Source organism: Paenibacillus sp. J22P143, from assembly GCF_059692035.1.
On the sequence record NZ_JCAUAQ010000015.1, the window covers coordinates 102,281 to 128,322 of the forward strand.

Annotated in this window: 20 protein-coding genes; 17 read left to right on the forward strand and 3 right to left on the reverse strand. The window is 45.5% G+C overall.

The genetic code is table 11. From position 1 onward, the window contains the following. The first annotated feature begins 166 nt into the window (after positions 1 to 166). From AC58PQ_RS19600 to AC58PQ_RS19625, 6 genes are all read left to right on the forward strand, one after another. Positions 167 to 1,483 carry a Gfo/Idh/MocA family protein gene (locus AC58PQ_RS19600; protein ID WP_497244419.1) on the forward strand — a complete coding sequence of 439 codons (1,317 nt, stop codon included), beginning with the start codon at positions 167 to 169 and terminating at the stop codon, positions 1,481 to 1,483. A gap of 13 nt (positions 1,484 to 1,496) precedes the next feature. Continuing rightward, positions 1,497 to 2,387 (forward strand): carbohydrate ABC transporter permease, encoded by an 891-nt coding sequence (locus tag AC58PQ_RS19605; RefSeq protein ID WP_497244421.1) that lies wholly within the window; start codon positions 1,497 to 1,499, stop codon positions 2,385 to 2,387. 2 nt (positions 2,388 to 2,389) lie between these two features. Beyond that, positions 2,390 to 3,223 (forward strand): carbohydrate ABC transporter permease, encoded by an 834-nt coding sequence (locus AC58PQ_RS19610; protein ID WP_497244423.1) that lies wholly within the window; start codon positions 2,390 to 2,392, stop codon positions 3,221 to 3,223. Positions 3,224 to 3,303: 80 nt separating this feature from the next. Next, positions 3,304 to 4,689 carry an ABC transporter substrate-binding protein gene (locus tag AC58PQ_RS19615; RefSeq protein ID WP_497244425.1) on the forward strand — a complete coding sequence of 462 codons (1,386 nt, stop codon included), beginning with the start codon at positions 3,304 to 3,306 and terminating at the stop codon, positions 4,687 to 4,689. A 154-nt stretch (positions 4,690 to 4,843) separates the two neighbouring features. Beyond that, entirely contained in the window at positions 4,844 to 9,133 is a 4,290-nt protein-coding gene (locus AC58PQ_RS19620) for a DUF4832 domain-containing protein (protein WP_497244427.1), read from the forward strand. 73 nt (positions 9,134 to 9,206) lie between these two features. Beyond that, the gene (locus AC58PQ_RS19625) at positions 9,207 to 10,916 is read left to right on the forward strand and encodes an S-layer homology domain-containing protein (RefSeq protein ID WP_497244429.1); all 1,710 of its coding nucleotides are present in this window, start codon (positions 9,207 to 9,209) and stop codon (positions 10,914 to 10,916) included. A 51-nt stretch (positions 10,917 to 10,967) separates the two neighbouring features. Here the strand turns inward: AC58PQ_RS19625 and AC58PQ_RS19630 are convergent, their stop codons facing one another. After that, positions 10,968 to 12,440, reverse strand: coding sequence for a hypothetical protein (locus AC58PQ_RS19630; RefSeq protein ID WP_497244431.1), 1,473 nt, complete (start codon positions 12,438 to 12,440; stop codon positions 10,968 to 10,970). A gap of 129 nt (positions 12,441 to 12,569) precedes the next feature. Here AC58PQ_RS19630 and AC58PQ_RS19635 point away from each other — a divergent pair, with 129 nt between their 5' ends. After that, positions 12,570 to 12,956 (forward strand): helix-turn-helix domain-containing protein, encoded by a 387-nt coding sequence (locus AC58PQ_RS19635; RefSeq protein WP_497244433.1) that lies wholly within the window; start codon positions 12,570 to 12,572, stop codon positions 12,954 to 12,956. A gap of 357 nt (positions 12,957 to 13,313) precedes the next feature. Here the strand turns inward: AC58PQ_RS19635 and AC58PQ_RS19640 are convergent, their stop codons facing one another. After that, complete coding sequence (locus tag AC58PQ_RS19640; protein WP_497244463.1) at positions 13,314 to 14,057, reverse strand: metallophosphoesterase family protein; 744 nt, start codon at positions 14,055 to 14,057, stop codon at positions 13,314 to 13,316. Between the two features lie 158 nt (positions 14,058 to 14,215). Between AC58PQ_RS19640 and AC58PQ_RS19645 the strand changes: the two genes are divergently transcribed. The 9 genes from AC58PQ_RS19645 to AC58PQ_RS19685 all read left to right on the forward strand — a co-directional run bounded on the left by AC58PQ_RS19645 (position 14,216) and on the right by AC58PQ_RS19685 (position 23,846). Then, positions 14,216 to 16,465, forward strand: coding sequence for a helix-turn-helix domain-containing protein (locus AC58PQ_RS19645; protein WP_497244435.1), 2,250 nt, complete (start codon positions 14,216 to 14,218; stop codon positions 16,463 to 16,465). Between the two features lie 185 nt (positions 16,466 to 16,650). Then, positions 16,651 to 18,285, forward strand: coding sequence for an extracellular solute-binding protein (locus AC58PQ_RS19650; RefSeq protein WP_497244437.1), 1,635 nt, complete (start codon positions 16,651 to 16,653; stop codon positions 18,283 to 18,285). An 18-nt stretch (positions 18,286 to 18,303) separates the two neighbouring features. Next, a complete protein-coding gene (locus tag AC58PQ_RS19655; RefSeq protein ID WP_497244439.1) occupies positions 18,304 to 19,263 on the forward strand; it encodes an ABC transporter permease in 960 nt (319 codons plus the stop codon). A 10-nt stretch (positions 19,264 to 19,273) separates the two neighbouring features. Continuing rightward, positions 19,274 to 20,152 carry a carbohydrate ABC transporter permease gene (locus tag AC58PQ_RS19660; RefSeq protein ID WP_497244441.1) on the forward strand — a complete coding sequence of 293 codons (879 nt, stop codon included), beginning with the start codon at positions 19,274 to 19,276 and terminating at the stop codon, positions 20,150 to 20,152. An 11-nt stretch (positions 20,153 to 20,163) separates the two neighbouring features. Then, positions 20,164 to 21,318, forward strand: a complete 1,155-nt coding sequence (locus tag AC58PQ_RS19665; protein WP_497244443.1) for a Gfo/Idh/MocA family protein — start codon at positions 20,164 to 20,166, stop codon at positions 21,316 to 21,318. A gap of 136 nt (positions 21,319 to 21,454) precedes the next feature. Beyond that, a complete protein-coding gene (locus tag AC58PQ_RS19670; protein WP_497244445.1) occupies positions 21,455 to 22,498 on the forward strand; it encodes an SIS domain-containing protein in 1,044 nt (347 codons plus the stop codon). Between the two features lie 18 nt (positions 22,499 to 22,516). Continuing rightward, positions 22,517 to 23,383 carry a class II fructose-bisphosphate aldolase gene (locus tag AC58PQ_RS19675; protein ID WP_497244447.1) on the forward strand — a complete coding sequence of 289 codons (867 nt, stop codon included), beginning with the start codon at positions 22,517 to 22,519 and terminating at the stop codon, positions 23,381 to 23,383. Continuing rightward, the gene (locus AC58PQ_RS19680; protein WP_497244449.1) at positions 23,380 to 23,532 is read left to right on the forward strand and encodes a hypothetical protein; all 153 of its coding nucleotides are present in this window, start codon (positions 23,380 to 23,382) and stop codon (positions 23,530 to 23,532) included. Before AC58PQ_RS19675 ends, AC58PQ_RS19680 begins: the two co-directional genes overlap by 4 nt. Continuing rightward, positions 23,514 to 23,846, forward strand: a complete 333-nt coding sequence (locus tag AC58PQ_RS19685; RefSeq protein ID WP_497244451.1) for a hypothetical protein — start codon at positions 23,514 to 23,516, stop codon at positions 23,844 to 23,846. Before AC58PQ_RS19680 ends, AC58PQ_RS19685 begins: the two co-directional genes overlap by 19 nt. Here the strand turns inward: AC58PQ_RS19685 and corA are convergent. Continuing rightward, entirely contained in the window at positions 23,802 to 24,752 is a 951-nt protein-coding gene (gene corA, locus AC58PQ_RS19690) for a magnesium/cobalt transporter CorA (protein ID WP_497244453.1), read from the reverse strand. The two genes, AC58PQ_RS19685 and corA, sit on opposite strands and share 45 nt — an antisense overlap. Positions 24,753 to 24,825: 73 nt before the next feature. Here corA and AC58PQ_RS19695 point away from each other — a divergent pair, with 73 nt between their 5' ends. Next, positions 24,826 to 25,590 (forward strand): hydroxypyruvate isomerase family protein, encoded by a 765-nt coding sequence (locus AC58PQ_RS19695; RefSeq protein ID WP_497244455.1) that lies wholly within the window; start codon positions 24,826 to 24,828, stop codon positions 25,588 to 25,590. Positions 25,591 to 26,042 lie beyond the last annotated feature (452 nt).

Genomic DNA, 26,042 nt, shown 5'->3' on the forward strand with positions numbered 1-26,042 from the left:
AAAACACTGCTTCTGGTTAACCAACTAAATCCAGTGTTTTCTTCTGACTAATAAGTAAACGCTTACAATGTGGATTTGTTTTTTTATGCCCTTAAGGAAAATATTTGGCGCAAATATAGACAAATTTGGACAACATGTAAATTCAGCTGTAATTGGAGGCAGAGAGATGAAAAAAGTAGAGATTGCCGTGATTGGGGCAGGAGCAAGAGGATATTTATGCTATGCCCCCTACGCCAAACGGTTCCCACATGAAGTGAAAATCGTTGCTGTAGCCGAACCGAACGCGCAGCGAAGAGAAATATTCGCAAATGAATATGAAATCCCGGATGAATTTGTATTTTCTTCTTGGCAAGAGATGATGACTCTGCCTAAGCTGTGTGATGCAGTCCTCATTTGCACCCAAGATCAAGAGCATTACGAACCGGCGCTGGAAGCGATTAATAAGGGCTACCATATATTATTGGAGAAGCCCATGTCGCCAGACCCGTATGAATGTATTCATTTGGCGCAAATGGCTGAACAGAGAAATCTGCTTTTGTCGATCTGCTATGTATCCAGGTACACCCCTTTCTGGTCAACCTTAAAGCAAATGATATCGCAAGGCGACATCGGAGATATCGTTTCGATCCAGCATAATGAGAACGTCGGCTATCTGCATTATTCGCATAGCTTCGTTAGAGGGAATTGGAGAAATTCTGACCAATCGAGTCCAATGATTTTACAAAAATCCTGCCATGATATGGATCTAATTCGTTGGCTAGTTGAAGCGGAGTGCGAGAAGATTAGTTCCTTCGGTTCACTTACTCACTTTACAGAAGAGAATGCGCCAGAAGGATCTACGGACAGGTGCACGAATGGCTGTCTTGTAGAACATACTTGCCCGTTCTCGGCAACTCGGTATTACTTGCAGGATCTCGAAGATAACCCTTTTGCTAGACTCATTGCCGATCCCCCTACAATGGAGAACCGAATGAAAGCTTTGGAAGCGGGACCTTACGGCAAATGCGTTTACCGTACCGATAATAATGTGGTGGATCATCAAGTAGTTAACATGGAGTTTGCAAACGGCGCAACCGTAATGTTCAGTATGAGCGCTTTCACGCGAGATATTAATCGGATTGTGCAGATTATGGGGACGAAGGGTGAAATTCGCGGTGATTTTGAGAAAGGCGAAATCGATATGTTCCAATTTTCCACACGTAAAAGGACACTTGTTCAAGTGGATGCACCTGCACATCATCATGGCGGAGGCGACGAGGGAATTATGCGACAATTCATCGCCGACGTGAGGCTTGGGAGAACGCATGGCAATCTAACTTCTGCAGAAGCGTCTGTTGAAGGACATATCATGGCATTTGCAGCGGAACAATCGCGCCTAGAGCAGGGTAAAGTGATCGAGATGAAAGCCTACTATGATCAAATTATCGCGCAGAAAAAGGACCTGGAGCTTGAATTGGAGCAAGTGTCAACAAGCATCAAATAGCGGAGGGATACGGATGTTGGCCTCAAAGCCCAAAGAAGAACTGAAGTTTTTACTGTTCATTTCGCCTTGGATTATCGGATTTTTAGCTTTCTTTGTCGGGCCCGCAATCGTCAGTCTGGTGTTCAGTTTTGCCGATTATAACACCATCACGAAGCCAGAATGGATCGGTTTGGATAATTACACCCATTTGCTAAAGGATAAAATATTTATTAAAGCATTCACGAATACACTGTTCTTCGTAGGAATTGCAGTACCCGTAACAGTTGTCTTTCAAATCTTAACTGCGGTCATTCTCAATTTCGAGGTTAAAGGTATTCGCTTCTTTCGAACCTTGTACTATTTACCGTATCTCGTTCCGCCCGTGGCAACGGTTATCATCTGGCAGTTGATGTTCGGTACGGATAACGGATTTATCAATGAGCTTCTGTCGGTATTCGGTGTGAACAAAATCGATTGGTTCGGCACGGAGGCTTTGATTAAGCCGTTGGTTGTCTCGATCGGCGTCTGGATGTCAGGCGGTCCTGTACTCGTTTATTTGGCTGCGCTCAAGAACATTCCAAGCCATCTGTACGAAGCGGCCAAAATAGATGGGGCTGGTCCAATTCGCAGCTTCTTTAACATTACGCTGCCAATGCTAACACCATCCATTCTGTTCGCGCTCGTTATGCAAATCATTTTTTACTTCCAAATGTTTACCGAAGCTAAACTGTTGACCGACGGCGGTCCAAACTACGCATCCAGAACGTACGTGATGAATATTTATCAATCGGCCTTTCAGGATATGAAATTTGGATATGCGATGGCGCAATCGTGGGTATTGTTTATCATCATTCTTGTATTGACACTCATCGTAATGAAAACTTCGAACCGCTGGGTATTCTATGAGTCGGAGAAAGGAAGCTGAGCATGACAAGCACTTCTGCTTTTGCAGCAAAAATGACGAAATATGCACTGCTGCTGATCGGATTGGCCGTGTTTATGGGACCGTTGCTATGGCTCGTTTCCACGATGTTGAAAACACAGGAACAGTCGTTTAAGTTTCCACCAGAATTTTTGCCACATCCGATCAGTTTTGGAGCGTTCAGCCGGCTATTCGATACGATGCCGCTAATGGGCCGATGGATTTTCAACTCATTCGCAATCTCTGGTATGGTCGGTGTAGGAACTGTTTTGTGCGCAGCCTTGATTGCTTTTGGTTTTGCTAGAACGAAAGCGAAATCGCGGAAATTTTTGTTTGGCATCGTCCTTGCCACGTTGATGATTCCTTCCCAAATCACATTAATTCCGCTGTACATTTTATACAAAAACATTGGTTGGTACAACACGTGGTTACCGCTCATCGTTCCAAAAATGCTCGCTAACCCATACTTTATCTTCATGTTCCGCCAGTTTATGATGACCATTCCAATGGAACTAGACGAAGCTACACATATGGACGGCGGTGGATACTGGACCATATTTAGCAAAGTAACAATGCCGCTTTGTAGGCCCATCCTTGTTACCGCTTTCATCTTTGCCTTCGTGTTCTCTTGGACGGATTTTTTCACACCATTGATTTTCATTCAGTCGGAGAAGCTTCAAATGCTGAGCGTAGGCTTGCAAATGATTATGGGTCAAACTTCGCATGATTTTCCTGTTCTTGCTGCAGGATCGTTCCTCGCCCTGCTACCAATTGGCTGTATCTATTTCTTTGGTCAACGATATTTCATTGAGGGGGTGGTCATGACCGGCTTGAAGTAAGATGGGTCATGCAGATTGGATCAATATCTTGTCTATAGAATTAACATGTAACGAATGTATAAATCTAAGGAGGGTTTTCCATGAAAACAAAAAAATGGCTCACTAGCACAGCAACCGTTATCGTAGGTGCATCAACACTTCTTACAGCCTGCAGTTCAAACACAGAGCAAACAACTCCAGCACCAGCAGCATCTGCAGCTGCAACAACGGCAGCACAAACGCAGGCACCTGCTGCAACAGCGGAAGTGATTTCCGGTAAAGTGACGTATTCACAGTGGGGAACGAACGTAGAGACAGAGCAAACGAAAGAGTTGCTCAAAGAATTTAATAAAAAATATCCGAAGATCGAAGTGGAAGTTGTAAGTAAAGATTGGGGTACATACTGGACGTCATTAACAGCGCAAGCTGCTTCTAAAGATTTGCCTGATGTTTATAAAATGAGCTTCGCTTATGTTGATAAATATGCGAAACTTGGCGCGATGAAAGATTTAACCGATCTGATCAAATCAACGGGTTTCAATACGTCTGATTTCGAGCCTAGCGTTCTTGCTGCTCATCAAGTGAAGGGCAAACAAATGTCGCTTCCACGTGATGCCAATACGATCGTTATGTACTATAACAAAGGCTTGTTCGACAATAGCAAGTCCAATCCAGCTGGAGCTACGGCACCTAAGAAAGAAATGACGTGGGATGAAGCGCTGGAAATTGCTAAGAAAATGACGATTGACAAGAACGGTAAAACTGCCGCTGATGCCGGGTTCGATGCCAACAACATCGTGCAATGGGGAATCACGGTGGATGCTGCTGGATCCGCAGATTCCGTACTAGAGCCGCAAGTTCTTTCGAATGGCGGTAAAGTCGTGAATGACGATCAAACACTTGCCCTGTCTTCACCAGAAGCGAAGCAAGTACTTGATTTCTACCGTGATTTGGTTACGAAATACCATGTAACACCAACGTCAAGCCAAAGCCAATCGCTTTCCAAAGAGCCGTTCTTGGCCTTAACAACGGGTAAAGTGGCGATGAGCTTCGCTGGTTCCTGGTCTGCTCCTGAGTTCAAGAAAGCGAATATCCAGTTCGACACTGTTCTTCCTCCGAAATTCAAAGAAACAAAAACAGTGGTTCAAGTTGCAGGTAATGCGATGAGCCCGAATTCGAAAAACGAGAAAGCCGCTTGGGCGCTGTTGAGCTGGCTCGCTGGCCCTGAAGGCCAAATCGCCCTTGCTAAACAAGGTCAATCGATTCCTGCGAATAAAGCTGCTGCTGCAACTTATCTTGGTATTAATGATGGTTTCAATAAACAAACATTTATTGACTCTCAGAAATTTGCGATTCCTGTGCCATTCTTTGATGGTAAGGATAAACTTCTATGGGAGATCATTCCGCAAAAATTAGCGCAACCACTCTCAGGAAAAGGTGATATCGACGCTGCCGTGAAAGAAATTAAAACACTTTACGGCAAATAAGGTAATGGCTTTATCCAACCCTAGGTGACATCACGAGAAGGCAGCAAGTTCATGAAAAGATTTTTGATCATTATTGTCAAAGACATTTTCAGCTTGCTGTCTTTTTGTTGTCTTTTTTTGACTTATAATCTTCCATAAAGAGGTGTATTTAGTAGTGAAAAGGAATTTATTGTCGAAAAAAAGCAGTAGTTTGGCCATGTTAACCTCGCTTCTCGTGTCTGCCTTCGTACCGATTGCATCGGTTCCCGTGAGTGCAGCTGCGCCACCCACGGTTCATTTTACCGGACAATCGGCTGAGTGGGCGTCGATTCCGCACGATTCCGTCACAGCAGGCAGTTCGCTACAAATGATTAAAGCGACTCAAAGCGGCGGCAAGCTCCATATGTTGGTGAAAGGAACTAGCGTCAGCAATCAAGGCACATTCTATATCGATGCGGATAATAATCCTGCAACTGGCGAGAAAGTGACGAGCTGGAGCAATGCGGGCGGTATCGATTACAAGATTACAGGCAATATATTGTATCAATTTTCAAGCGGAGCATGGACGCAAGTAGGGACTGTCCCGTATGCCAATACGGGCGCAATTGCTGAAGCAGAAGTTGGCATCGACCAGCTTGGACTCAGTGCATCCGCACCTATGAAGGTTGCTTATAGTCAAAGCGGCTTCAACGCATTCCTGCCAGATGTTGGGAAAAATATGCTAGGCGCTGACACAGAGGTGCCTGCCTTCGGACCAGATGCCAACATTACGGTAGACGCGAATACGGACGATTGGGCTGGATTGCAGCCAATTGCCACTTCGGCGGGTTCCGTTACAACTTCCGTATATGCGGTTATGAACAATGAAAGACTCAATGTATTGATTACTGGAAAAGTCGGCGATTGGAATGATTTTCTGATCGATACCGATAACAATAAAAATACCGGATTTTTTGCACCCAGTCTTTGGCCCAACCAAGGATTTGATTATTTGATCGAGAATGGCGCGGATGGAGCTGTATATAAAAGTCATAACGCTGGATGGGCTTGGGACTCATTGGCGAGCTTGACAGACCCAAGTGTGCAGTATGCGGAATCCGGCACGAAAGATAACAAAACAATAGAAGTATCTATCCCGATTTCATTAATTGGCTTAACAGCTCCGCGTACCCTTTATGTAGGATTCGATGGCGGTAACAGTGGTCAAAGAGCCCCGAAAGTACCAGGTGCTGCAGCGAAAGTGATCCCTGCGCTTCCGAAAGTGACCGTAGACGGTAATGATGCGGATTGGGCAGGCATCGCGCCGCTTGCGGCAGGAACTGGCGGTATTGTTGATTTTAGTTCTTTCGTCAAAGACAAAAAGGTGTATGCATTTGCTCATTATCATGGTGATGTGTCGACTACACCTTTTAGAAATCTGTTCATTGACTCTGACAATTCCACGTCAACTGGCTATCAACAATTCGGAGCAAATCCGGCAACAGGTTCGGACTATATGGTTCAGAACGGTAAGCTCTATAAATATTCTGGAGCAAATGGATTATGGGGATGGACTTCAATTGGCGTCCAGCCAACGGTCATGTCAGCTACATATGCACCAGCTGGTTTTACTAATTTCGAGATGTCTGTTGATCTGAACAGTTTTACGAATGTTTCGGATAAGGTTAATGTTGGATTAAATATTGGAGCTGTCGTTGGAAGCGATAATGCACCAGCTGCGGGGACGAAATATCCAATGGCACTTTCTGCAACTAATGGCGTTACAATGACCGTAGATGGCCAAGAAAGCGATTGGAGCGCAATCGATAATAAATCAGATTCGACTTCGACTTCTATGACATTGAATGCGGTTCAAGATGACAACAAGCTTTACTTGCTGACGCAAGGTGCGAATCTGAACTCCCAGAATGAATATTTCATCGACAGCGATAACAACGCTCAAACAGGTTATCATGACACTAGATGGACGAATGCAGGTATTGATTACAAAGTATCGTATAACACGCTGTATCATTTTGACGGTACAAATTGGGTTAAGGTTGGCTCAGTGAACAGTGAGATTACTGCAACTACAAGTCGTGTATATCTGTACTTGGATCAACTAGGACTATCAGCTCCAGGGCAATTGAAAGTTGCTTATGTATCCAAAAACGCTACAGCTCTTCCTGAAGTAGGAGCGGCAATGCTGAACGTCTCATCACTTGTACATCAAGATGTGACTGCAGGCGTTTACTACCCAAGAGAAAACTTTGATGTTCTCCACAATCCGTATATGGGCTTCATGCCATGGGCGAAAGGTGTAGAAACAACAAGTGGGACTCTGAAGAATACGCCATACCCGCAAGATGTAAAAATTCTTTATGCTGGCATCAACTGGAAAGACCTCGAGCCTACGAAGGGCAATTTCGACTGGGCAGGTATCGAAGCAACGAATCAACTTGATTATTGGTACAGCCAGGGTGCAAAGGTTAATCTGCGCATTGTCATGGATACGCCAGGCGGCGTAGTACATCGGGATATCCCGGATTGGTTGTATGACGAGATTGTGGCTGAACAAGGAGTTGCAAATGCTGGAACGATTTATGGCGATGTTACATCTCGTACAGGTTTTGCGCCGAATTACAATAGCCAGATACTGATCAGTGAACATAGAAGAATGATTCAAGCGTTCGCGGAGCACTATGATAATGATCCGAGAATTTCTTTCATCCAGATCGGTTCTTTGGGACATTGGGGTGAGTTCCATAATACCTATGTTAATGCACCTCTAGGTAATTTCCCAAAAGCTTCCGTATCCGATCAGTATGTACAACCTTATATCGATAACTTTCATAACAAATTACTTGGTATGAGAAAACCATTCCCGATTTCAGCAAGCAATCATTTGGGATTGTTCAACGACATTATTGGGGATAAGGGTTCGACGGAAACATGGAAAGACTGGACAGTTAACGGCTGGGGAGATGTCGGTTTGTTTCTTGATCCTGGTCAAAATGCAGCACAAATGAAGGCTGCTTCTGCAATGCCTGATTTCTGGAAAACTAATTTCTCTGGTGGAGAATTTACAAGCAATATTTCATTGCCTAATCATTTCACTGACGACTATATTGTGGAACAGCTGAATGAAGTTCGCTATTCCCATACATCATGGGTAGGTCCAAACTCGCCTTCCAAATTTGTTGTGGGTGAGAATGGTGTCACGCAAAATATCCAAGAAAACTTGGATTCCTGGATGAAAACGGTCGGTTATCGTTATGTACTTGAATCGGCTTTTCATCCTGCACAAGCTGCTGCTGGCGATTCGGTTTCCATTGCAACGCATTGGAATAACAAAGGTGTGGCTCCGTTCTATTACAACTGGCCGGTTGCTGTTGCACTTGCCGATGCGAGCGGGAATATCGTTGCTTCATCCGTAACAAAAGCAACTCAAACAGATATTCGTAAATGGCTCCCGGGTGGCAATGATGCAAATCTTCCACTGCAAATCCCTGCTAATCTTGCGACAGGAACGTATAAAGTGTTGGTTGGCGTAATTGCTCCCGACACAAATAAACCTGGTATTGATTTGGCGATTACAGGTAAACGCAGCGATGGTTGGTACGCACTGGATCAGATTCAAGTGTCGAACGGTTCAACTCCAGCTACTGCATCAGTAGTCTTGTCAGGTCCACAAAAGGTTACTACTACAGGTCACGTAGCATTACAATTTGGTGTGACAAGCGCTCAACAAGTTACGGCACAGGATGTTGTCATTAAATATGATGCTCAAAAGTTTACCTTCGACAACGCTGTATCTTTAGATAGTAAATCAGCTATTCAAGACGTCGATAATGATTCGGCTGCAGGAACAGTACGCTTGATTGTCGTTAATACTGGTACGGGTAACGCATTGAACGGAGATCAACCTGCATTACTTAAAATTAACTTTACTCCGGTTGCCTCCGCTGAAGGGACAGGAAACTTCTCAGTGAAGCAAGCTGCTTTCTCAGATGCTGCAGGTGAAGTAACATCAGCGAATGTAACTGGGGCAGCAGTATCTGTTGAAATCATTAGCAGTACTGCACTGACGGCAGCTATCGAAACTGGACAGGACAAACTTGCGCACGCTGTTGCAGGAATCCAAGTCGGTCAGTATCCAGCTAGTGCAAAAAGTAAACTTCAAGTGGCACTTGATGCCGCACAGTTAGTTGCTGGAAATTCAAGTGCGACACAAGCGGAACTCAGCAGCGCAGCTGCGGCACTGAACTCGGCAATTGCCGTATTTGACAGTCTTGTCATTACTAGCACAACAGGCGATGTTAACAATAAAGTAGGAATCGATATCGGAGATGTCGGAGTTATTGCTGCTCACTACGGAAGTAAAGTCGGAGACTCAGGATGGAAAGCAACTTGGGATTTTGACGGAGACGGCGAAGTAGGACTTTACGAATTGGCCTTTGTTGTTAGATGTCTGCTGAATCATTAATTTTTCAATCATGAAAGGAAGAGGGCAAGTGATTGTCCTCTTCCTATTTCTCCCCAAAAGAGGTGTTGACTTCGTGAGACGTATTGCCATTCTTGCATGGATGCTAACTTGTTGTATGCTCTTACCCTTACTAGGAAATAAAGCTTTCGCTAGCAATTCGCCAACTTTCAGATTAACTTCAGACGTGAGTACGATTAAAGTCAAGGATAGTGTAACTTTTACCGTGAAGGGAAGCGGTCTACAAGGTGTTGCAGCATATGAAGTGCAACTGAACTGGGATCAATCGACACTCATAACGCCTGGGGAACCTCAAAATTTAATGCATGGAACTGGCTCTTCAGCCCAGAAAACGGAAAGTAATCAAATTCGTTGCGCATTCGCCCTGAACACTAACCAGCCTGTCATAAACGGGGAATCAGAACTTTGTAAATTTGTTTTTACGGGCAAAGATGCTGGTAAAGTGAAAGTGTCTGTTAGCTTGGTTAAATTGATGGATGCTAATTTGGCAGAGAGTCGATTTATACCTAACGGTTCCGACAGCGCAATTGAACTTACAGTGACTAGCGTTGATAACCCAGGAAATCCAGGAAACCCAGGAAATCCAGGAAACTCAGGAAACTCAGGAAACTCAGGAAACCCAGGAGTAGTTAATGTAGATACAACGCCAGGCCCCAACGGTACATCGAACGTCAACATTCTGCCAGACTTATTTGATAAAGCAATCAATTCTACAACGGATAACAACATGCAGATTAACATTAAGGGAGCAGAGCAATCGAATCAAGTCGTCGTTCAAATACCATCACAGCAAATTCAGCATGCGAACGATGCTGGAATCGATAAAATCGAAATCAATACAGGTCTGGCAAGCGTCACTATTTCCCCAGGACTGTTGAATGACTCAGGTAAATCAGGTGATGTTCAGCTTACTGTTTCTAAAGTTGACGCTGCTACATTGTCGGATGCTGTCAAGCATACGATTGGAAATCACACTGTATATGACTTCAAACTGACGGTCGATGGCCAGACCATAAGCAAATTCGGAAATAACCGTCCTGTAGTCGCTATTCCATATAAGCTGCAGCCAGGTGAATCACCTCATCAGATAGTTATCTATTACTTGTCAGATGATGGTAAATTAGAAGTTGTCAAAAACGGCAAATACAACGCCGTGACTGGTATGGTCGAATTCAAACCAGCTCATTTTAGCCAATATGCCGCAGTGGATATGAAGTCCATGTTTGTCGATTTAGGCACTGTGTCATGGGCAAAAGCTGACATTGAAGCGCTAGAAGCTCGCAAAATCGTATCCGGCATCAGCGAAGGCCAATTTAGCCCTCAAAGCCAAGTCTCAAGAGCTGAATTCATTCAAATGCTCATGGGGGCATTGGATTTAATCAATCAGCAAGCAACGAGTACATTTAGCGATGTTGAGCGGGGAGCTTGGTATGAGCAAGCTGTCGCTAGTGCGCAACAACTTGGCATCGTTAACGGCAAGGAAGATGGCAGTTACGGCATTAACGAGAATATCAGCCGTCAAGATATGGCTGTTATGATCTACCGTATGGTCCAAAAGTCGGGCCTGAAACTGCCGAACACTGTGAGCTCTCAGACATTTAAAGATCAATCGAAAATAGCAGAATATGCGAAAGATGCGGTAACCGCGCTTCGTCAAGCTGGAATCGTAACTGGCATGGAAGACGGCAGCTTTGCACCAAGCGATTATACAACTCGCGCGCAAGCAGCTGTGATGATTTATCGCATTTTCAATATGGTGAGATAAAAAAGAAGAGAGCCGTGTTTCTTAACATGGCTCTTCTTCCTTATGACCAGACTATTGCAAAGTGTAGCTGTAAAGCGTTCCGCTTGAAGCAGGCAAGCGATTCGTTGCGGAGTCATTTTGAATAAAGCCTAATCGTATCGTGTTCCCTGCGCTTAAACCCAATGAGGATAAAGGAATCGAGACTTCAATCGTACTGCCATTATTCACGAATTGAGATGAACTTAACGTAAGCGCGAATGTCCAGTTAAAGGTATTAATCGGACCTGCATAGGTATGCAGGTTACCATTCTCCAATAAATCATCGACTCCGCTTGTTGTCCATCCGGTCGGGTTGTATCCAGATGATGTGCTATTGTCCGTGTTTAAATAAAATTGATTTTTCACATTTAAGCCGCTTCCCTGAATAAGGAGGTACAGGTTCGAACCGTTATTTGTCGCTTTAATGGTGGAAACAGTTCCAGACCCGCTGCTGTTTAGCGCCGTGATGGCTGACCAGTCGCTTGTACTGCCGTCAACCGTAATGGTTGGAATTGACGTAAAGCTGCCAGTACCAGTTGAAGATCCGTTACCGTTTACGTTAATTGTACCTGAGTTTGAAACGCGAGAGTTTAGGGTGGAGCTGCTTTGATGAACAGGATCTGCTGGGAAAGAAGTTCCGTAACTCGTGCTTAAGTTCGAATAGTAATGGAGTGTGTTATTACTTGCTGAGTACCAAAGATCCGTCCACTGGAACGGGAAACCGTACATGGCAGCGCCCCACCAAGCCATCTTGAATTTGTCTGTTGTGTTGTCCGAAGCTGTCGCACCATTGGCAGCATTCGTTGACAAGGCAGCCGTAATCACGCCTTTCGTGCGATAGTAGCTGAGTGCTTTGTCGGCTTTGGCTGACCAACTCGAAACGGATTGATAACTATTTCCCGATATAAGCCAACTTTCCGCTAAGTAATAATCGCCTGCTACCGTATTAGGAGGATTGTTTGCGCCAAATTCGTCTAAATTGCCGAGTGCATGATCAATATTCCATGAGTTCATGAATGCTTTCAGTCCTACGCTGTGAATATAGGTTAGCATCGTATTTTGTCTGGCGCGCGTGACGCCGTAATCAAACCCGTAATCGTCCAAAAATATGCCATAGGCGCCCATGCTTTTCCATTCGTCCACATACGTTTTCATCGTGGCAATGCTTAGATTTTGAGTGGAAACGCCGAGGTCCACGTAACCGAATACTTTTTTACCGTTTGCATTTAAGTTCGTAATAATTTGTTTTGTTTTCGCATTGTCTCCGTGAGCCGCATGTTCGATACCGTCACCAAAAACGAGAATGTCAAATTGATTGAATGTAGCCGTAGCCGTTGTTACATTGCCTGCAGCGCCGTTGACGAGTGAGGGCCAGCCATAATAAATACCCAGATGTGGGAGGGGGGAAATGGCATCCGCCGCAAACGCAACAGGCAAAGTCCCGCCAAACAACATAAACGACAAAAACAAGGCGAATGCAATAAGCTTACTTTTTTTCACGTTCATATCAATTACCAACTCCTTTCAGCGTGAAGCGCTGCTCGTGCGCTCCCAACTAGAACTCTAGCTGAAATGAAGACGGAATCCAATCATGAACAGATGGACTTTTGTAGGGGATTTTCTGGGGAGGCGGGGATGACGATGGTACTGTCAGTCAGCGATGCAAGGCAAGCGCCGATAGAAGAAAATAAGCAAGTCCAAGATGCTGTCGATTGGCTTCTCCTCAACTACACAAAGCCAGTTTCCATTGGGAAGTTGGCAAGGACATTAGGGTATCACCGTACACACCTTTCCAAAATGTTTAAGCTTCAAACGGGGATGTCGCCGATGCAATTCCTTCTCCTGATCAGGATGGAGCAGGCAAGGTTCTTATTGTTCACACCGCTTTCCATTAAACAAATTGCCTATTCCATCGGATTTTCTGATCCGTTATATTTTTCAAGACAGTTTAAGAAATCGTTTGGGCAGGCGCCTAGTACGTACCGTCGTAGGTATGAGGAGCTGATAAATGGAGTGGAATAGCCCAGACGATCACTGTGGATGCGCAAAATTATGACACGATAGCGTGGATATCTACGGAAGGCAGTGGTATCGACCGACAAAACCATACATCTGGCCACAACAAGAGATGTGCGTCAGTATGTGTGTGCTCGTCTCTTCGGACCTGGGGGTCAGACGCATACGGAACCTTTTGGACTCATCATTGCCGGCATTTAGGTTGAGTACCGTTATCTAAGGGGGAGTCGTTTGGAAGTGTATCATACGACTTGGCAGATATCTCATTAGAACTTCCCGATGTGCTTCTTGTAGAGCCAGATGCTTATCATGTTCACAAAAAAAGTAATAAATATGAGCATTCAAGGCGTGCATTTTATTAATTTACTTCTTCATCAGTGCCCTCGTTTTGGCGGTAGTCAGCTCAAATTGATATTCGGCGAATGACGGCATTTTTGCTTGTTTAGCCAGGTGCAGAGCCCATTCAATATCATAAGGTATTCTGATAAATTGAATCGAATAAGGAGACTCGATCTCGGCATCAAGCACCCCTTCCATAATGGCATAAGAAGCTAGCGGGAGATCAAGGGGGTTACCGACACTGCCTGTATTGAATAAGGTTTTACCGTTGAAGTGCTGGATGAATGCTTGATGAACATCGCCATAGCCGATGATGTCTGGTGTACAGCCGTCCTCGGGAGTACCCGTTAGATCGGTATTGTCGAACATGGCGAGCCGGCTTTCCAAGCTATCCCACGGTTGAACGCGATGGAATACACTCGTGGCGGAAGCGTGATACAGCCGTACGCGTTTGCCGCTGAGGCGTAAGTCGATGGAGAAAGGCAGTGTCGACAAATAGTGAATACGCGATTCGCCTAGTTGTCGTTGGTGCCAGGCGTAGTCTTCACTAACCTGATGACTCCCCATTAGAACATCCCAATTGCCTTGGATGACGGTTTCGCAGTGGCTTTTAATAAGATCTACAGCTTCATCGGAGTCGGGACCTTTGCCAACAATATCACCAAGACAAATGATGCGGGAAATGGACCGCTTCTGAATATCCTGAAGAACAGCGTGCAAGGCGGGAACATTCCCGTGAATATCCGAAATGACAGCAATTTTTTCGATGGATTCCATTTGATTGACTCCTCTACAATTTGCTCGAGTAGAGCAAAGGAATGATTGTTTAAGTACTATGCTATCTGAATACAATTGAACCAAACAGATCGTATTTTTTGACATGTGACGAACAAAAATTTACATAACTGAAGTGCATGGAGGGGTCTATGAACGGGTTATCGTATTTTAAAAAGAGAAACAGCATTTTCATACGAACATTCGTTTCATATGTTTTATTAATTACAGTGCCGTTTCTTCTCTTTGGAATTGCCGCCTATTATTGGGCTTACACTTCGCTCCGCGAGCAGACCCAATTTACCTATAGCAGTGCCTTACACGACATCCAGAAGGAAGTCGATCTTAATTTTGAACGTATGGATTCATTTGCCTTGCAATTTTCCTATACGCCGTGGGTATCCAAGTTCATGAATATGGAGGGCACCACCTTTGATTATAAACGGGTAGATATTGCAGAGATGCTGAACGTCCTGCAGGAGTTGAAGCTATATAAGACAACGTATGAATCCGTACAAGATATTGCCGTTTATTTTAACGAGAAAGACACGGTCTTATCGAGCAAAGGGAAGGACACGCTGGAGCGATTTTTTTCAGATTTGATCCATTATGATCACGTCGGGTGGGAGGATTGGAAAGAGAACTTATCCGTGCTTAATGACCACCGTCTCATGATTCATCGTGAGGTTGATGCTAACCATAAGCAGCATACCAAGCTAACGTATCTGCAATCGTTGCCGCCAGGCGATTCCAATTTCTTAGCAACGCTTGTCCTCTTTATTGATGATAAAGCGCTTATGGACGTGTTTGCCAAGTCGACCTTGCTGAAAAACAGCCTGCTTCTCGTCACGGATGCAACAGGTCAGCTTATCACGCAAACGAAGGATGATGCATTCGAATCCACGGAAGCGAGTGATTATTCCGCGATAAGTAAAGCCGTGAAATGGGAAAGCACGCAAGGCGAATCGTATGTGCTCTATCACGTGCAATCACCCAAAACCCACTGGATGTATACCGTGGCGATCCCTGCCCAAGCATTTTCAAATAAATTGCTGTACATTCAGATTGTCGCTGCGGCTTTGACATTGTTCTATATGGTGTTGGGCTTATTCTTGTCTTATTTGCTGACCATGCGCAACTATCGGCCGCTTGCTCGAATAATGGGCACGCTGCGCAGCAAGCTTTTTAATGAAGAGTCGGATAAGAATGAATTCAACGTGCTAGAGCACGCCATTCTGGATATGATTACGAATGCCAATCGTAGCTCCAGCGAAATTGGACTGTATCGGCCGCTTGCTCGGAATACCTGCTTGCATCATTTACTGAAGCCCGATGCGGCTCAAGATCCCGTCGTGCGTGAAACGATGGCCTTTCTTGGTCTTGAATTTGAACGGAACTATGTGATGTGTATCGTGATTCTGATCGAGGATGATCGGGTGTTGGATGAATCGCAGCATCGACATTTACATGCCCTCATGATGCCGCTGGATGCTGCAGCCTACTGGGTAGAGCTGGAACCGCGCCGAAAGGCTATTGTGTTGAACATGAACGATAAGGAGTTGCAATCGGAAGCTGTTTCACTGGCAGCAGAGTTCTTGATGCAATGCAAATGGTCTTATAAGTCAATCGGCATTGGAAGAATGTATGATCGTTGTGATCAGCTCCATTATTCGTATAAAGATGCCTCTGCTGCGGTCGATTACCGATTCGTTCGAGGAGAGGGCAGCGTGATCTATGTAGATGAAATCGAGGATCGCGGAGATTGGCGAGGGTACTTTGCAGAAGAAGAATCTTTAATCATTGCGATCAAAAGCGGAGCCGTCGATGAAGCCATTCGCATTGCACGCGAAGCGGTCAATCATCATATCGCTACGTATTGTTTGACGGCAGGCATGGCCAGATTTTTGTGCTATAGTGTGGCAGCTGCTTCCTACAAAGCCCTGGAGCAGATGGACGCGGGCATACCCGATACATTTAATTTGAAACAATTGTGGTCGATGGATGATTTGGCTGACATGTTCGTCTTCATTGAGAAGCTCTACCGTGAGGCGGCAACAACGATTGCAGGTTTGAAGGAAAGCGGGAACAACACACTGATTCTGCAGGTACTTGATTACATTAATGACAACTATCAAGATCCATCTTTATCGTTATCGCAAGTATCGGACCTGTTTCATATTACAGCCTCGTATTTAAGCCGATTTTTTAAAGATCAGACAGGTACAAATTTCATCGATTATGTGCACAAAAAAAGAATAGATGCTTCTCAGAGGTTGCTGCTAAGTGATACGACGATTCTGCAGGTTGCTCAAAAGATTGGATTTGAAAATGACGTAACGTTTCGACGGTTGTTTAAAAAATATATGGGCGTTACCCCGAGTCAGTTCAAAGAACGGGTGTAGAAAGCGGCTAAATCCTTCGTTTTTCTCATAAATAGGCCGATTGTAAAAAAATGATCGCTTCAGAACGAGTATTGTTCGTGGACGGTAAGGAGCTGCTGATTTACGCTGAGGTTGTTACATCTCGCTGGCAGCTTCTTCTGCGTTAGACGAGAATGAGATTGTAACCAAATAGGGAGGTTTTTAATTTGAAAAAATGGCTCGCTACTGCAGTAGGTTTATCATTTACATTGACCCTTGTCGTTGGTTGTACGAATGATGCAACTTCAACGAAAGAAACAACAACGCCGGTTGAGACCAAAACGGCAGAAGCGAAAACAGCAGACGCAAAGAATCCGATGCCGATCGTGACGGACGGTTCGGTTACATTAACGATCGCTGTACCGGATAATCCTTATGCGGCTGCAAGTTTGACTCAAAATTTGCCTGTCTTCCAAGAAATCGAGAAGAAAACAGGGATTAAAATTAAATGGGATGTCGTGCCTGGCGCACAATTCCAGACTACGATGCAAACGCGTCTAGCAGCGCGCTCTAATTTACCTGATATTATTTTCTCTAACTTTGATATGTACAAATACGCGAAAGATGGCTTGCTGCAACCGCTTGACGAACTCATTAATAAGTACGGTGAAAACGCGAAGAAGCTGTTCCAGGAGAAAACCTTGCTTCCTGCATTCATGAAATCGCCTGAAGGCATTACGTACCATCTATCCACATCTCGCGATGAGGAAGTTGCGGCAGGACCATACGGCTGGTTAATTCGTAAGGATTGGCTCGATAAGCTGGGTCTGAAAGAGCCTGTTACGACAGACGATTGGTATCAGGTTTTGAAAGCGTTTAAAGAGAAAGATCCGAATGGAAACGGCAAAGCCGATGAGATTCCGATGACAAACGTGAACGGCGTATCCCAACTTTATAACTGGGGGAATGCCTGGGGACTTCACCTTCGTTTCAGTGATGGCTTCTATCCGGATGCTAGTGGGAAAATTAAGTACGAATGGCTTGATCCGCGAGCGAAGGAAATGGTGACTTACCTGAATAAGCTTGTCAAAGAAGGTCTTCTGGACGTGGAATTTGCAGTTAATAATAAGGATCAAATGACTTCCAAAATTATCCGTAGTATCACGGGCTCCGTCATCAACTGGCAAGAGTCAACACCGCTTTGGAACAATAAGTTGAAGGAAGCGGGCGAAAGTGCTGGCAAATATGTGATGACGAACCCGCCTGCAGGGCCGAATGGTTACAAAGGACATATTGAGACGCTCGGACTGCCTAACGGGAAAGCTGTCATTACGAAAGAATCCAAGCATGTCGAAGAAGCGATGCGTTGGCTTGACTATGTCATGTACTCACCAGAAAATGCGAAACGCATGACGCTCGGTATCGAAGGGCAGACGTATACAACGCAAAACGGCGATGCGCAAATGACCGATTTCATTCTGAAAAATCCACAAGGGCTTGGACCTGTTGAGGCTATTCGTTCCGTCGGAGGCTGGCAATCTGTCGCTTCAACCCTACGCCTAGGTTACGTTTCGAAGCTGAAGCTAACGGACGATACGCTCAAGCAACGTGCGAAGAATGTGGAATCGTATATCGTGCCGCTTGCTGAATTTGCTATGCCAACCGATGATGAAAGCGCGAAATTGAACCGTAAAATGACGGATCTCTCGACCTATAAGGACGAAATGGTAGCGAAGTTCATCCTCGGTCAAGAACCGCTCGAGAAGTGGGATCAGTTCACTGCGCGGTTGAAAGATATTGGCATCGACGAAATTGTTGGCATCAAGCAAAATCAATACGATCGATTGATGAAGAGCAAATAAGGAAGAAAGGATGACGCTATGGAAATCGCAACAGTTGCCTCAAATAGCAAAGCTTCTAAACGGCAAGCGTTGCTCCGGAATGCCTTCAAGGTTGTAGGCAGAGATAAATTTTTATTGCTCATGACGCTGCCTGGCATCATATACTTCCTGCTGTTTCATTATGTTCCCATGTACGGCATATTGATCGCATTCAAAGATTATTCAGCTACAAAGGGAGTTTGGGGCAGCACATGGGTCGGGTTTCGCTGGTTCGAGGAATTTTTCAATTCCATCTATGCGTGGCGGCTTATCAAGAACGTTCTGTTAATTAACCTTTACCATTTGATTTGGAGCTTCCCGATTCCGATTATTTTTGCGCTCCTTCTCAACGAAGTTCGACTTAAAAGATTCAAACGGGTCGTGCAAACCGTCAGCTATATGCCCCATTTCATTTCGGTGGTCGTTATTTCGGGGATGGTCATTACGTTTCTGTCCCCGAATGAAGGCATTGTCAATGTCATTCTGGGATGGTTCGGACATGAGAAAATCAACTTCATGAGCGAGCCAGGCTGGTTTCGTACGATTTATATCGGCAGTGATGTTTGGCAAAATTTTGGATATAATTCAATCCTTTATTTGGCTGCCTTGTCGGCCATTGACCCGATGCTGTATGAAGCTGCCAAAATTGATGGCGCATCCCGGTGGAAACAGCTGATACACGTTACGCTGCCTGGCCTCGCGTCTACGATTATCATTTTGCTGCTGCTGTCATTGGGGCGAATGATGAGTGTCGGATTTGAAAAAATCATTCTGCTTTACACCCCAGCAACCTATGAAACGGCTGACGTCATATCTTCCTATGTATACCGGGTTGGTCTCCTGGGAGGAGATTTTAGCTTTGCAGCCGCCATTGACTTATTTAATGCCGTGATCAACTTTACCTTGCTCATCATGTTCAATACGCTGAGCCGCAAATTTACACAAATATCGCTATGGTAGGAGAAATGGGATGACCAATACGTTCAAATGGAAATCCAAGTTGGCGGATACGATCATTTTCGGCCTGATGTGTCTGGTCATCGTCGTGTGTTTATATCCGCTCGTGTATGTCACTAGTATGTCGTTAAGCTCGGCCTTGGCAGCAGCCAGTAACGAAGTATGGCTGTACCCAGTAGGATTTTCCCTGAATGCCTATAAGCTGGTGTTTGAAAATCCTGACGTTTGGCAAGCGTATTCGAACACCATCTTTTATACAGTAGCCGGAACGGCGCTCAATGTCGTCATGACATTGCTGCTCGCTTATCCGTTATCCCGCCCTGTCTTTTTTGCGAAAAAATGGCTTACTGTGTTCCTTGCTTTTACGATGTTTTTTGGCGGCGGCCTCATTCCTACGTTTATTTTGGTTAATAAATTAGGTCTGTACAACTCGCGTTGGGCGCTCGTCATCCTTGGCGCAGTCGGTGTTTGGTATGTCATCATCGCCCGCACATTCTTCGCCAATATCCCAGAAAGCTTGATTGAATCGGCCAAATTGGACGGTGCGAATGACCTTACTATCCTTTATCGCGTCGTTGCACCGCTTTCCATGCCGATCATTGCGGTCCTTATTTTGTTCTATGCGGTGGGGCATTGGAACAGCTATTTCGGCGCCCTGATTTATTTATCCGATAAGAACTTGCAGCCGCTTCAACTGTATCTGGTGAAGGTGCTGGTGCAAAACTCAGAAGGTCTCGCGGATTCCATGTCGCCTAGCGCAGAGAAAAGCTTGGCGATCATGCAGGTCAAATACGCCATTATTATTGTGGCTACACTGCCGATCTTGCTGCTGTACCCGTTCATCCAGAAGTATTTCGTTCAAGGTGTCATGATTGGCGCTATTAAAGGTTAGGAGGAAACAACATGAAAATCGGCGTTATCGGGTATGGCAAAAGGATGCGGCATATGGTCGACATGCTCGTCCGCTGCGACCCGGATGTTCGACTTGTTGCCGTAACGGACATTCAGATTGAGGAAGTGAAGGGCGAGGTAGCAAGTCGGGGCTGGACGCATAATATCGCTTACTACTCAGATGCGTTTGACATGCTTGAAGCGAGTGAGCTTGACGGCATTTGCATTGGTACGCGTTGCAATCTCCATGCGGAAATGGCCAGCCTGGTTATACAGACAGGACTGCCGTTATTTCTGGAGAAACCAGTTGCAATTTATTTGGATGAGCTCGTGCAATTGAGACAAACGTACCTGAAGCATGCGGGAGCTGCGAAAAACATTGTCGTTTCGTTTCCCCTGCGGCTTACAGAACACGTTCAATTGGCCAAAGAGATCATTGGCTCTGGCAAGATTGGTACGGTAGAGCACGTGCAAGCGATTAACAATGTGCCTTATGGACCTGGTTATTTTCAGAAGTGGTTTCGAGATGAGGCGCTGACAGGCGGATTATTCCTGCAAAAGGCTACGCACGATTTTGACTATATCAATTCGATTCTTGACACGCGTCCTGTACAAATCTCAGCCATGACGTCGAAACAAATCTTTAAGGGCAATAAACCGGTTGGTCTCGTATGCAAAGAATGCGATGAGCGGGAGCAATGTCCAGAGAGCGATCTGAACTTGGCGAGATACGCGAATGAAGCTAGGCGAGGTGTTGGCTGTTCGTTCGCCGTCGATACAGGACTTGAAGATTCTGGGAGCGCGATGATCTTATACGAAAGCGGCATGCACGCCGTGTATAGCCAGAATTTCTATACGCGTAAATCGGCGGGGACTCGCTCTGCCCGATTTATCGGGTATAAAGGCACACTCGAATTCGATTTTCGCACAAACGAGATTAATGTGCACATGCATCATTCTGGCCGCATAGAAAGCTACATGCTGCAGCATGATGACTCGGGTCACAGCGGAGGCGATGCTCGGTTAGCCCAGAATTTCATCGATATTGTGAAAGGGAGAGCGGAGTCGACATCGCCGATGGAAGCGGGGCTGCTAAGCGCTTTAATGTGTATCAAAGCGAAAGAATCCGCTGAGACACGCACCTTCCAAACGATTGACTGGGACTGACTGAAGAAAGCAACTGACTGACGAATTCCTTTTATTCACTGGGGTGAACTAAAGCTCATTGAATAAGAGGAATTTTCTTTATCTGTAAGTAACGCTAGCCTCGCGCTCATCACTATTTTTTAGGAGGATACTACTCATGAGCTTAACTTACCGTGAAGTTACTCAGCAATATGCCGCCTTACAACAAACATTTGAATACTTGATGTCCAAAAGAGAAGAAATCGTCTCGTTTGTACGTGCACAGTCCGTTGCTTCGGTCACCTTCGTAGGCTGTGGTTCCAGCTATTGTTTAAGTGAATCAGCAGCTTTCTCTGTCTGTTTGCGCGCAGGTTTGTCTTCAATCAGCCTTGCTGGAGGCGATCTCATGCTCAATCATTTGCGCTATCGTTCACTGGTAGAGGACACACTTCTCATTGCGCCTTCGCGTTCGGGTTCTACCAGCGAAGTCGTGGAGGCTGTCCGTCTAATTCAGACAGAGAGCCATGTCCCCGTTATAGCGTTGTCATGTGTATCCGATTCGCCGCTGTCCCAGCGAGCCGATTTGTCATTGGAGCTGCCTTGGGCCTTTGACCATAGCGTCTGCCAAACCAGAACAGTAACGAATCTTTACGCAGCCAACCTGCTGCTAGCAGCTTTCCTCGGAAACGACGAAAACCTGATCGCCGATATCCATAGAGCGATTCAGCAAGGCGAAGCCTACATGGCACGTGTTGAAGAAAGCATCCGCCGAATAAGCGACTTCGCCTGGACGAATGCCGTGGTACTTGCTGATGGCGAACTGCAAGGACTCGCTGCCGAAGGTGCGATTGCGCTAACGGAAATCGCCAAGGTACAGGCCCATTCCTATCATCTATTGGATGTACGGCACGGTCCGATGGTTACCATCGATTCGCATACACTCGTGATCGCCGCTCTTTCCAGTGATGGCACAGCCCATCAACACAACCTGATGCGAGATTTGAAAAACAGAGGCGCTACCATCATCACTTTCGCAGATCGCCTTGAAACCATTCCCACGGAATATGTAGATCTTGCTGTAACCACGGACAACGCGTTGGATATCGCCGCACAAGGAATACCGTTCATTTTCATTCCACAAATCGTGGCTTTGACCAGTGCTGAGCGGCAAGGCATCAATCCCGACCAGCCTGACGGCTTAGTTGCTTGGGTAGCGTTATAATCGATAGGAGGAAATCATATGCCGCTTATTTCATCTACAGAAATGCTGCAAGTTGCCAGAAAGAACAAATATGCCATCGGGGCGTTCAACATACATACACTTGAAATGCTGCAAGCAGTTGTCGAAGCGGCGGTCGAAACAGCGTCTCCGCTGATCATTCAGACGACGGTCGGAACAGTGAAACATCTTGGGCCAGACTACATTGCTGCTGCGGCACAAGTGGCTGCGAACCGCACAGAAATTCCGATTGCCCTACATCTTGATCATTGCACCGATTTTTCATTAATCGTTCGATGTATACGAGAAGGCTATACCTCTGTCATGATCGATGCCTCTATGTATGCATTCGATGAAAATGTAGCGCGTACGCGCAGCGTGATGGAAGTGGCGGCAGCGGCTAATGTCAATGTCGAGGCGGAGTTAGGTAAAGTCGGTGGTGTTGAAGATGATATTGAAGTCGATGACCGAGACGCGATGCTGGCAGATCCAGACGAATGCAGGTTATTTATGGAACGCACGGGCGTGTTTACGTTAGCTCCCGCAATTGGTACGGCCCATGGGATTTACAAAGGGGAGCCGAACATCGATTTCACAAGGATTCAGCAAATTGCTGATTGTGTGGAGGTGCCTTTAGTACTTCACGGTGGATCTGGCATTCCAGCCGAGCAAGTGAGGCGTGCGGTTTCTATGGGGATGGCTAAAATGAACATAGCAACAGAGCTTCGCATGGCTTTCTCGGAAGCCATCAAGGATGTATTCACCGTGAATCCGAGTGAGAACGATCCACGTAAATATATGGTTCCAGCCAAAGAAGCGGTGAAACGTCTGGCGATTGAAAAGATGCAGCTTTGCGGATGCATTGGAAGAGCTGGCGACTTGCGATGATTACAACGGTCACACTGAATGCGGCTGTTGATCATACGTATTATGTGAACCAATTTGAACTGGGCCTCAAGCGGCGGCCGAAGGCAGACCTTGGGCGTGGCGGATGGAGTTTTTCGATGGTTTTCCATTCGTGGATTTGGAGTTATTGAAGCGGGGCTGGCACATCGTTTATCATCGTGTGAGTCATATGTACGGTTCTCCGGAGGCTCTTCAGACGTTGAATACGTTCCAGCTGAAGCTGGGAAAGAAGGAAGGGCTTACAGCCCTTCCGATACTTATTGGGCTAAGCCGCGGCGGCGTCTGTGCGCTGAATTATGCGGCTGTGTATCCAGATCAGGTCATTGTTAAGGAAGGTGTAGGGCATCATCCGTATAGTCTTAAGGATCCTGCACCGATCCTTCATGTTATTGACACCTACTTATTTAAACCAACCTTTCTTCTGGAACCAGGCAAACATGCCTAAGCCAATGCCAATCATGATGACAAGCACTGCAAAGTATCCCCATTGCCATTCAAGCTCAGGCATATAGGTGAAGTTCATCCCATAGAGCCCTGCGATAAACGTTAATGGCATGAAAATCGTCGTAATCACCGTCAATGTTTTCATAATCGTATTCATCCGATTGGAGTTGAGCGAGATATAACTATCACGAATATCCGCGGTAATCTCGCGATTCGAGTCAATCATTTCAGAAAGCTTAAGCAGATGATCATGAATATCCGTGAAAAAGACGAGATGCTCGCGCACCTGTTCGATCCGGTCCGTACTGATAATCCGATACAATAGGTCACGCATAGGGACGATTGTACGGCGTAATTTCAATAGCTGGGAACGAATTTCAAAAACTTGGTTCATCAACGCATCGATAGCCTCGGCATTCATATTGTTTTCAATATCATCAAGTGCGTCCTCAATTTGATAGACACTAGGGAAATATTGATCAACGAGATTATCTAAAATTAAATAGGCAGCATAGAACTGCCCCTGTATTCTTAGATTTTCTTGCTCAGATACCCGCGTCCAGGCGTCTTCTATTTCTCTGGATTCATGCAAATGGAACGTAACGATATAGTTGCTCCCGAGGAACATATCGACTTCTTCCGCATCCAGCGTCTTCGCATTAATGGCATGCATGACAAAGAAATGAACATTTTGATAGTGATCGATTTTCGGTCGTTGCATGAAATGGAAGCAGTCCTCGATGGCGAGGGGATGAAAGTGGAAATGATCCTTCAACGTCGAAGCTTCTTTTTCATCCGGATTATTGAAATCAACCCAGTACCAACGAATCGTTGGGGCTGAAAGTTCTTCTAGAGGGAGATCGTGTATCACATCATAATCGGTGGTGATGGCAAGCGTTCGTATCATAGCTGGGACTCCTAGCTTTTCATTTTTTCATAGGCATTTGCTTCATTTTACCATACAATGGGGAAAGATCAGAATGGAAAGAGGGATTGAGATGAAGCTCTCCGTTTGTTTGGATGCTCTGTATCAAGGGCGTGATTTTAGGGAAAGTGTGAATGAACTGAAGGAGATCGGATACGATACGATTGAGTTCTGGTCATGGTGGCAAAAGGATGTAGACGCCGTTGCGGATGCTGTGGCTGAAGCGGGTGTCTCGATTGCGACATTTTGCACGAAGTTCGTGAGTCTGGTTGATCCAGCTATGCGTAGTGCCTATGTCGAGGGACTCACGGAGTCGATCGCAGTCGCGAAGCGCTTGAATTGCACCAAGCTTATTTCTCAAGTGGGACAAGCGCTTGAAGGCGTGTCTAGAGAGGCTCAGACGCAATCGTTGATTGAGGGGCTGCGGGCTTGTGTATCTCTTTTGGAAAAAGAGGGAGTTACGCTTCTAATTGAGCCGTTGAATACGCTCGTGAATCATCAAGGGTATTTCTTGGCTTCATCCGAAGAAGCTTTCCATATCGTAAAGCAAGTTGGAAGTCCTAATGTAAAGGTGTTATTCGATATCTACCATCAACAAATCACCGAAGGGAACGTCATCGCCAACATACGTGAAAATATAGCGTGGATCGGCCATTTTCATGCGGCAGGCAATCCTGGCAGACACGAGCTCGATAATGGTGAGTTGAACTATGAGCAGATATTTAAGGCCATTGATGAGGCCGGTTATACTGGGCATATGGGATTGGAATACAATCCGGTGGAGGAGCCACAGGTTGGTCTTCGAAAACTGCTGAAGTGATGAAACACACGCTTACTGCTGTTATGTTACATCCTCTTCAAATTTGTAACACAATTGGAACATTCCCGTTACAGTCCTCTAACATAGAAAGGGTATTATAATAAACAAGACCCCCTTTTTTAATATAAACTTTGGACCCAGCCCCGTTGGCTAGGTCCCTTTTTTTGTTTGGGGGCTGGAACCCTTGCTGCATAAGGGATTTCATTCGTTTTTGGAGTTAGCCTTTGGTTGATAATTACGAATTGGACGGTTTCTGGTCGGCTTTCTGAGGGATACTTGGGGATTTGGTGGGTAATTTCAAAAGGTTCTCCGATGCTTCTGATGCATCTAATTGCATATGTGTGTTGCCGCTGAATCATAATGCCCAAAAGCTGACGGAATTGCCTGTCCAGGGATTGACGAATATAATGACCGTATCACAGTAAAGGAAAAGGACGCCTCCATAAAACGTG

Excerpts from the sequence above, each read along its gene's own strand:
- AC58PQ_RS19600 (WP_497244419.1), top strand. The coding sequence starts at position 167 with ATGAAAAAAGTAGAGATTGCCGTGATTGGGGCAGGAGCAAGAGGATAT.
- AC58PQ_RS19605 (WP_497244421.1), top strand. The coding sequence starts at position 1,497 with ATGTTGGCCTCAAAGCCCAAAGAAGAACTGAAGTTTTTACTGTTCATT.
- AC58PQ_RS19610 (WP_497244423.1), top strand. The coding sequence starts at position 2,390 with ATGACAAGCACTTCTGCTTTTGCAGCAAAAATGACGAAATATGCACTG.
- AC58PQ_RS19615 (WP_497244425.1), top strand. The coding sequence starts at position 3,304 with ATGAAAACAAAAAAATGGCTCACTAGCACAGCAACCGTTATCGTAGGT.
- AC58PQ_RS19630 (WP_497244431.1), bottom strand. The coding sequence starts at position 12,440 with ATGAACGTGAAAAAAAGTAAGCTTATTGCATTCGCCTTGTTTTTGTCG.
- AC58PQ_RS19635 (WP_497244433.1), top strand. The coding sequence starts at position 12,570 with ATGACGATGGTACTGTCAGTCAGCGATGCAAGGCAAGCGCCGATAGAA.
- AC58PQ_RS19645 (WP_497244435.1), top strand. The coding sequence starts at position 14,216 with ATGAACGGGTTATCGTATTTTAAAAAGAGAAACAGCATTTTCATACGA.
- AC58PQ_RS19655 (WP_497244439.1), top strand. The coding sequence starts at position 18,304 with ATGGAAATCGCAACAGTTGCCTCAAATAGCAAAGCTTCTAAACGGCAA.
- AC58PQ_RS19660 (WP_497244441.1), top strand. The coding sequence starts at position 19,274 with ATGACCAATACGTTCAAATGGAAATCCAAGTTGGCGGATACGATCATT.
- AC58PQ_RS19665 (WP_497244443.1), top strand. The coding sequence starts at position 20,164 with ATGAAAATCGGCGTTATCGGGTATGGCAAAAGGATGCGGCATATGGTC.
- AC58PQ_RS19670 (WP_497244445.1), top strand. The coding sequence starts at position 21,455 with ATGAGCTTAACTTACCGTGAAGTTACTCAGCAATATGCCGCCTTACAA.
- AC58PQ_RS19675 (WP_497244447.1), top strand. The coding sequence starts at position 22,517 with ATGCCGCTTATTTCATCTACAGAAATGCTGCAAGTTGCCAGAAAGAAC.
- AC58PQ_RS19680 (WP_497244449.1), top strand. The coding sequence starts at position 23,380 with ATGATTACAACGGTCACACTGAATGCGGCTGTTGATCATACGTATTAT.
- corA (WP_497244453.1), bottom strand. The coding sequence starts at position 24,752 with ATGATACGAACGCTTGCCATCACCACCGATTATGATGTGATACACGAT.
- AC58PQ_RS19695 (WP_497244455.1), top strand. The coding sequence starts at position 24,826 with ATGGAAAGAGGGATTGAGATGAAGCTCTCCGTTTGTTTGGATGCTCTG.